Here is a 7366-nt window from a genome sequence, read left to right on the forward strand (position 1 = left end):
GTCACCAGGTGCCCGGCGGCGAGGGCGAGGTGGGTCGGGCCGGCGCCGTCCACCGGCACCGGCCGGCCCAGCAGGACCGGGCTGTCGCCGCGTACGTCGAAGGCGGCGGCGGTGCCGTGCTCGCTCTCGCCCACCGCGTACAGCACGGTGGCGTCGGCCGAGAGGGCGAGGAACGAGGGGTCGGGAAGGGTGTCCGTGGCGCCCACGGGGGTGAGCGCGCCCGTCAGGGCGTCCACGGCGGCGATGGTCACGCCCCGGCCCCCCGACGTGGTGAACGACCCGATGAATGCCCGCCCGGCGCTGCTCTCGGCCACCGTGCCACCCCTCTCGCGCGACTGTGCGCCGGGGCTGGCCCGGCGCCGACTGCGGCGACCGTAGCAGGCGGTCTAGACCAGCCGCCGGGCGACGCCCCGGGGCCGGGGCAACCCGTGACAGCCGTGGGTCAGGCGTCGACCAGCGGGGACCCCGGGGCGGCCTGGAGGGGCCTGCCCAGGCTCACCAGGACCCGCTCCAGTTCGTGCAGGTGGGCGAGGGCCGGATGCTCCACGGCGGCGGCCCGGTGCTCGACGGCCGGCGGACGGGCGGAGGCCGCCTCCGTGGCCGGAGTGGCGACCAGCGCGGCCACGGCGGCTTCCACCCGCTCGCAGGCGGCGGCGAGCCGCTGATCGTGGGAGGCCTCGGCATCGGCGGCCACCAGGGCCAGATTGCGGGCCTCCCGGGCGCAGTCGTCGAGATAGCCCAGGATCTGCCGGGCCCTGGCCTTCCGCGCGCGCCGGGGGTTGAGCGGGTGGACCAGCGGGGCCAGCGACAGCCGGACCCTGGCGAGGGTGTGCTCCAGCTCGGTGATGTGCGGCGTCGGGTCGGCGTCCTCCCCGGCGAGGCGGGCCGCCGCCGCGGCGGCGGAGGCGCGCACGCTGTGCAGGGCGTGCCGCACCCAGGAGTCCGTCGTGGTGTGCGTGGAGACCGGCAGGACGAGCAGGACCGCCAGGGCGGACCCGGCCAGGCCCACACCCGTCTCGAAGAGCCGCAGGGCGAGCAGGTCGGTGTTCAGGACGCCCAGCAGCCCGTAGAGCAGGCTGGCCATGACGGTGACGGCGAGCATCATCCACGTGTACGACACGGGGGCCGCATAGAAGATGCCGAACACGCACACCGCGATCAGCACCGCGGAGGGCACCGGCTCGCCGTGCAGCGGGATCGCGACCGCCACCCCGCAGACGATGCCGATGACGGTGCCCAGGACCCGCCGGAAGCCGCGCACCAGCGTCTCGCCGCGGGACGTCGTGTTCACGAAGATCCACCAGGTCGCGCCGACCGCCCAGTACCAGCGCTCCTGCGAGAGCAGTTGCCCGATCGCCAGCGCGAAGGCGGCTCCGGCCATGGCCTGCACCGCCTGCCGTGTGGTCGCCCGGCGCAGGCCCCTGCCCGGGGCGGGCGCCGACACCAGGGGCGGCGGCGGAAGGCGCCGCTCGTAGCACCACGCGCCGAACCGCACGGCCGCCGCCGTCAGCACGGACAGGAGGACGGCCGCGTACAGCTCGGGCAGCCGGCCCGGGACCGTGTGCAGGAACTGGGTGATGAAGAACGCCATGAAGGCGAACACGCCGAGGGAGTGGCCGCGCGGTCCCCAGCGCCGGGCGTAGACACCGGCGCCCACGACCGCGAGGAAGGCGAGGTCCCGGGCCAGCGGGTGGGTGTGCAGCTCGGCGGCCAGGGCGAAGACCGGCAGGCCGACCACCGGCAGCAGGGCGGTGGTGACCGCCTGGCCGCGCACGGTCGGGTCCGTGACCGTGAAGAGCGCCAGCAGGGCCGCGAGGCCGCCGGTGATGGCCGCGACGAGCGAGTGGCCGGCCAGGCCGCACACCGCCACCGCCAGACCGATGCCCACGACGGCCCGGGTCGCGTTGCGCAGCCGCATCCGCCCCGGGTCCGGAGCCACGAACACCCTCTTCAACACGGACCTGCTGCTCCTCTCCCGGGACGACATGAGAAAGGCGCTGCGGAGACCCGCAGCGCCATCGACCCGTCCATGAGATCACTGCCGGACCCAATGGCTCAAGTGGACCTCACCCGACTGTGCCATTGGTATGCTCTGTCACCCTCTTCCGCGTCCAGGCAGGTCCATCGGTCCAGCCTTCCTCAGTGGACGCAGAGGCAGAACGGATGGCCCGCCGGGTCCGCGTAGACACGCCAGTTGGCCTCCTGGAGCTGGTCCGTGCGCTCCAGCACCGTCGCGCCCAGCGCCAGCGCCCGCTTCTCCTCCCCTTCGAGGTCGTCCACGTCGAAGTCCAGGTGGACCTGCTGCGGGTGCTCCTGGCCGGGCCACTGGGGCGCCCGGTAGCCGTCCACCCGCTGGAAGGCCAGCTTGGTGCCCTCGAAGCCGTGCACCTCGACCCAGTCGGAGTCGTCCGGGTCCGCGACCACCCGGCCGCCGAGCAGCTCCGCGTAGAACTCCGCCAGCCGTACCGGATCGGCACAGTCCAGCGCGACCGCCTGCAGCTTTCGAATCACGTCCGACACCCCTCGCTCTCAGGTCACTTACGTCACACTCGTCCATCGACGTACCCGCCGGGGCTCCCGCCATGCGCGGCGGCACGCCGTCCGGTTCCGACTGGGCCATTGGTACGGTTGAATCGCGTACGGCAGCACCAGGAAGGGACCGACGGACCATGGCGGTGGACGCGCTCGACACCCGGATCCTGCGGCTCCTCATCGAGCGGCCCCGCACCAGCGTGCGCGAGTACGCACGGCTGCTCGGCATCGCGCGCGGCACGCTCCAGGCGCGTCTGGACCGGCTGGAGCGGGACGGCGTGATCACCGGGACGGGTCCGTCCCTCTCCCCCGCGGCCCTCGGCCACCCGGTGCTCGCCTTCGTCCACGTCGAGGTCACCCAGGGCCGTCTCGACGAGGTGGGGGACGCGCTCGCGGCCGTGCCCGAGATCGTCGAGGCGTTCTCGATCACCGGTGGCGGCGATCTGCTGACCCGGGTCGTGGCCCGCGACGCCGGTCATCTCGAAGACGTCATCCAGCGCCTGATCAAGCTCCCGGGCGTGGTGCGCACCCGCACCGAGGTGGCCCTGCGCGAGCGGGTGCCGCACCGGCTGCTGCCGCTGGTGGAGTCGGTGGGGCGGGCGGCCGGAGCCTCGTAGGCGGCAGAGCGCGCGGCGCCGTCCCGGCCCCGGATTCCGCCGCCCGGCCCGGCCCCGAGTTGCGTACCGCCGGGGAGCCGGAAGGCTTGAAGGCGACGCCCGTACCCGATCGGAGCGCGGCCGTCCGGCTGAGGAAGGGGACCGGTCCATGCAGGACCTCACAGCACTCACCGAGGAGCACCTGGCCCTGGCGCGCGTGGCCTCGCACGGCCGCAGCGCCCAGCTCGTCGCGCACGACGGCCCGCTGCGGCAGAGCGTCATCGCGCTGGCCTCGGACTCCGAACTCGACGAGCACAACGCGCCGCTCGCGGCCAGCCTCCAGGTGCTGCGCGGCCATGTGCGGCTGACGTCGAACAGCGGCAACAAGGAGCTCCGCACGGGCGAGCTCTGCGAGCTCCCCCGGGAGCGCCACGGCCTGCTCGCCCTGGAGGACTCGGCGGTGCTGCTGACGGCCGTCACCGCCGTGGAGTAGGCCCTTCGCCGGTGACGCGGTCCGGGGAGGCGCGCGGCGCGGTGCCGGCGCGCGCTCCCGGCGCCGCCCGGGTCATCAGGAACCCGGCGAGCGTCAGCACCCAGGCCGCCACCGCGACCCACAGCAGCACCTCGCCCAGCGTGCGCAGCCCCCGGACGTGCGCGGAGGCGCCGGTGGCGAGGGTAGCCGCGGCGGCCATGCCGAGCGGGAAGACGGTCGCCCAGCGGCGTACGTCGTAGTGCGGCCGGGGTCTGGCCACCTCGGCCGCCAGCAGGACGGCGTACCAGGCGAGGCCGAGGCCGAGCAGGACCAGGGTGGCCGTGCGCAGGGCGTGGTGGGCGCCGCCGGTCCACAGCGGGGACGCGGTGAGCTTCGAGCAGGCCAGCGCCGAGATCGCCGGCGCGCCGCCCGCGATCCACTGGTCGCCCGCCCCGGTCCACACCTGGCGGAAGTCGAACCGGAGGAGCGCTTCCGCGTAGAGCAGCACCCCGAGGCAGAAGAGGACGAGCGCCGCCCGGCCCAGCCAGTCGCCCTGGCCCGCCGCGGCCGACGTGGCCGCGAGGACGGCCAGGCTCTGGGTCGCGACGCAGACCAGGAACGCGCCCCCGGGCATCCGCCGTCTCCAGTGGCGCAGGACGGAGCAGAGCAGTACCGGCCAGAGCACGGCGGCCAGCGCGAGCAGGGTGAGGGCGAGGGTCTGGCGTCCGAGCACCGAGAGCCGGGTGCCGAGGACGGCTGTGGCGGCGACGGCCGTCAGCGCGGGCGGGGTGTCGGCCTCCGCGCGCCAGCGCGGGCGGTCGCGCAGGAAGCAGAGTGCGAAGTCGACGGCGAAGACCAGCCATCCCGCTGCGGCGAGCGCGAGCGCGACGAGGGAGAGCGTTTCGTGGCCGGCGAGGTGCAGGCCGACGGAGATGATGCCGGTCGCCATGACGGCGGCGCCGGCGGCCGGGGGGAGATCGGCCCACCACGGGCCGGGAGGACGGGTCACCGTGTCATCGGTACGCGGCACCCGCACCGCCCGCCACCCGGATGCGCCGACGGGACCAGGGGAAGCACCCGTTCCTGCTTGGTCCAGACCTATTGACGGAAGGTCTGGACCACTTTACGGTGTGGCGCAGCCGGACCCCGTACCGCAACCGGACCCGTACGTCTCCAGGTTCCCCACAGCCCAGGAGGTACCCCCATGCTCGGTCGGATGTCACGTCTCGCGGGAGCCGCCCTCATGCTGGCGCTCGCCGCCCAGCTGCCCGCCGCGGCCACGCCCGCCGCGCCCCGGGGCGACACCTGCGCGGTCAAGTCGAAGCCCGCGGGCAAGGTGCTCCAGGGCTACTGGGAGAACTGGGACGGCTCCACCAACGGCGTCCATCCGCCGTTCGGCTGGACCCCCGTCACCGACTCCCGTATCGCCGCGCACGGTTACAACGTGCTCAACGCCGCCTTTCCCGTCATCCGCTCCGACGGCACGGCGCTCTGGGAGGACGGGATGGACGCGACCGTGAAGGTCGCGACACCTTCCGAGATGTGCGCGGCCAAGGCGGCCGGGCAGACCGTCCTGCTGTCCATCGGCGGGGCGGCGGCCGGGATCGACCTCGACTCCGGCGCGGTCGCGGACCGGTTCGTCGAAACGATCGTGCCCATCCTCAAGACGTACAACTTCGACGGCATCGACATCGACATCGAGACCGGTCTGGTGGGCAGCGGGAACATCGGCCGGCTCTCCCCCTCCCAGACGAACCTGATCCGCGTCATCGACGGCGTCCTCGCCCGGATGCCCTCCAACTTCGGGCTCACGATGGCGCCGGAGACGGCCTATGTGACGGGCGGCAGTGTGACGTACGGGTCGATCTGGGGCGCGTATCTGCCCATCGTGAAGAAGTACGCGGACAACGGCCGGCTGTGGTGGCTCAACATGCAGTACTACAACGGCAACATGTACGGCTGCTCCGGCGACTCCTACGCGGCCGGCACCGTCCAGGGCTTCACCGCCCAGACCGACTGCCTCGACAGGGGCCTCACCGTCCAGGGCACCACCGTCAGGGTCCCCTACGACAAGCAGGTCCCGGGCCTGCCCGCGCAACCGGGCGCCGGGGGCGGCCACATGTCACCGAACCTGGTCGCCCAGGCGTGGAACCGCTACGGCGGCGCGCTCAAGGGCCTGATGACCTGGTCGGTCAACTGGGACGGGTCGAAGGGCTGGACGTTCGGCAGCAATGTGAAGGCGCTGCAAGGGCGCTGATTGTGTTACTCCACTCCGGAACCTCACCTTCCGAAAACCTGCACACCGCATACCCGAACCAGTCACGCCGGGCCGCCGGGGGCCTGTCCGCCCCCGGCGGCCCGGCGGCCGAAAAGGCCGGAGTGTCCCACTTGCGAGAAAGGGAGCCCGGCCAAACGGAATTCATGAAGTGAAGCTCGTGAAGAAGCTGCCACCGATTCCTCGACGGATGTGCACGAGAAGGCCGTTCCCGTCAGGACAAGGCCTGGTCAGGCACGGTGGGATTGGCTGGGGGGCGCGTCGTCGTGCTTTGATCCTGGCCCATGCGGAGCGGCCCCCCGAGGGCCCTTTCCGCAAGGATTCCCCCCACACCATTCCCCCCAAGACGAAGGGCAGTTACCCCATGAACTACACCCCGCAGGTCGAGACCCGCGAGATCTCCGACGCCGACCTCGACAACGTGTCCGGCGGCCTCGTCGGCACCGCGCTCGGCAACGTGACCGGCACCGCCGACTCGCTCCTCCCGGTCTCGGGCATCGTGGGCTCGGTCACGGGTCTGGTCCACTCGACCACCGGCGTCAACACCGGCCCGGTCACCGGCCTGGCCTCCGGCCTCGTCGCCGGTCTCTGAGACGGCGCGCGAGCCCCGGAACCCGCTCGGTTCCGGGGCTCCCCCGCGTCCGTCCCCCAGGCAGGGGCAGCGTTCCGTGCAATTCCGTCAACAGGCCCTCACCAAGCTCCAGTCACCGGAGGAACTCGACCTGCCGGTGCGTTTCGCGCGCCCGCAGGGCCTGCTCGTCCTCGCGGTCACGGTGGCCGTCATGGCCGCCGCCTGCTTCTGGGCGGTCACCGGCTCCGTCTCCTCCACCCTCGGCGCGCCCGGCATCCTCACCCACGCCCGTGGCAGTTACGTCCTGCAGAGCCCCGTGGCCGGACAGGTCACCGGTGTGCTCGCCAAGGAGGGCCAGGACCTCGCGGCCGGGGCACCGCTGCTCAAGGTCCGCACCGAGCGCGGCGACCGCACCGTCCGCGCCGTCGAGGCGGGCCGGCTCACCACGCTCAGGACCGCCGTCGGCGCGGTCGTCACCACCGGGGCGGACGTGGCGAGCGTCGAGCGGACCGGCCGCGCCGGTGATCCGCTGATGGCGATGCTGTACGTACCGGGCGCGGGCGGCGCCTCGGTGCGGGTCGGCGCCGCGGTGGACCTCACCGTCGAGTCCGTGCCCAGCCGTCGGTACGGCGTGCTGCGGGGCAGGGTGGCGGCCGTCGGCCGCGGCGCCCAGACCCGGGAGCGGATCGCCGCCTTCCTCGGCGACGCCCAGCTCGGCGAGCAGTTCTCACGCGCGGGCAGACCGGTCGCCGTCCTGGTGGAGCTCGACCGCTCGGCCGCCACCAAGTCGGGCTACCGCTGGTCCTCGGCCCAGGGCCCGCCGTATCCGGTCGACTCCATGACCTTGGCCACCGGCTCCGTCCACCTGGCCGACCAGCGTCCCCTCGATTGGCTCCTCCCGTGACCGCACCACCCGCCTC

At 73.3% G+C, this 7366-nt stretch carries 9 protein-coding genes; 5 read left to right on the top strand and 4 right to left on the bottom strand.

Going from position 1 to position 7366, the window contains the following annotated elements:
- The 3 genes from ACJA3G_RS25120 to ACJA3G_RS25130 all read right to left on the bottom strand — a co-directional run.
- The coding region (locus ACJA3G_RS25120; protein ID WP_406555314.1) for a beta-propeller fold lactonase family protein at positions 1–314 on the bottom strand (314 nt) is incomplete at its 3' end.
- A 128-nt stretch (positions 315–442) separates the two neighbouring features.
- A complete protein-coding gene (locus ACJA3G_RS25125; RefSeq protein ID WP_406555315.1) occupies positions 443–1957 on the bottom strand; it encodes an FUSC family protein in 1515 nt (504 codons plus the stop codon).
- 182 nt (positions 1958–2139) lie between these two features.
- Entirely contained in the window at positions 2140–2511 is a 372-nt protein-coding gene (locus ACJA3G_RS25130) for a VOC family protein (RefSeq protein WP_406555316.1), read from the bottom strand.
- 158 nt (positions 2512–2669) lie between these two features.
- Here ACJA3G_RS25130 and ACJA3G_RS25135 point away from each other — a divergent pair, with 158 nt between their 5' ends.
- Together ACJA3G_RS25135 and ACJA3G_RS25140 are read left to right on the top strand one after the other, a co-directional pair.
- The gene (locus tag ACJA3G_RS25135; protein ID WP_406555317.1) at positions 2670–3149 is read left to right on the top strand and encodes an Lrp/AsnC family transcriptional regulator; all 480 of its coding nucleotides are present in this window, start codon (positions 2670–2672) and stop codon (positions 3147–3149) included.
- Between the two features lie 148 nt (positions 3150–3297).
- Complete coding sequence (locus tag ACJA3G_RS25140) at positions 3298–3621, top strand: cupin (RefSeq protein WP_406555318.1); 324 nt, start codon at positions 3298–3300, stop codon at positions 3619–3621.
- Here ACJA3G_RS25140 and ACJA3G_RS25145 read toward each other — a convergent pair.
- Positions 3605–4609, bottom strand: coding sequence for a tellurite resistance/C4-dicarboxylate transporter family protein (locus ACJA3G_RS25145; RefSeq protein WP_406555319.1), 1005 nt, complete (start codon positions 4607–4609; stop codon positions 3605–3607). The genes ACJA3G_RS25140 and ACJA3G_RS25145 overlap by 17 nt on opposite strands.
- A gap of 195 nt (positions 4610–4804) precedes the next feature.
- On the opposite strand from ACJA3G_RS25145, the gene ACJA3G_RS25150 reads away from it, so the two are divergent.
- The 3 genes from ACJA3G_RS25150 to ACJA3G_RS25160 all read left to right on the top strand — a co-directional run bounded on the left by ACJA3G_RS25150 (position 4805) and on the right by ACJA3G_RS25160 (position 7350).
- On the top strand, positions 4805–5857 hold the full coding sequence (locus ACJA3G_RS25150; protein ID WP_406555320.1) for a chitinase: 1053 nt from the start codon (positions 4805–4807) through the stop codon (positions 5855–5857).
- A 382-nt stretch (positions 5858–6239) separates the two neighbouring features.
- Complete coding sequence (locus tag ACJA3G_RS25155) at positions 6240–6467, top strand: type A2 lantipeptide (protein ID WP_406555321.1); 228 nt, start codon at positions 6240–6242, stop codon at positions 6465–6467.
- Between the two features lie 76 nt (positions 6468–6543).
- Entirely contained in the window at positions 6544–7350 is an 807-nt protein-coding gene (locus ACJA3G_RS25160; protein WP_406555322.1) for an HlyD family efflux transporter periplasmic adaptor subunit, read from the top strand.
- Positions 7351–7366 lie beyond the last annotated feature (16 nt).

Origin of the sequence: Streptomyces sp. YS-3 (genome assembly GCF_045257485.1) — a bacterium.
In the GTDB taxonomy this organism is placed as follows: domain Bacteria; phylum Actinomycetota; class Actinomycetes; order Streptomycetales; family Streptomycetaceae; genus Streptomyces.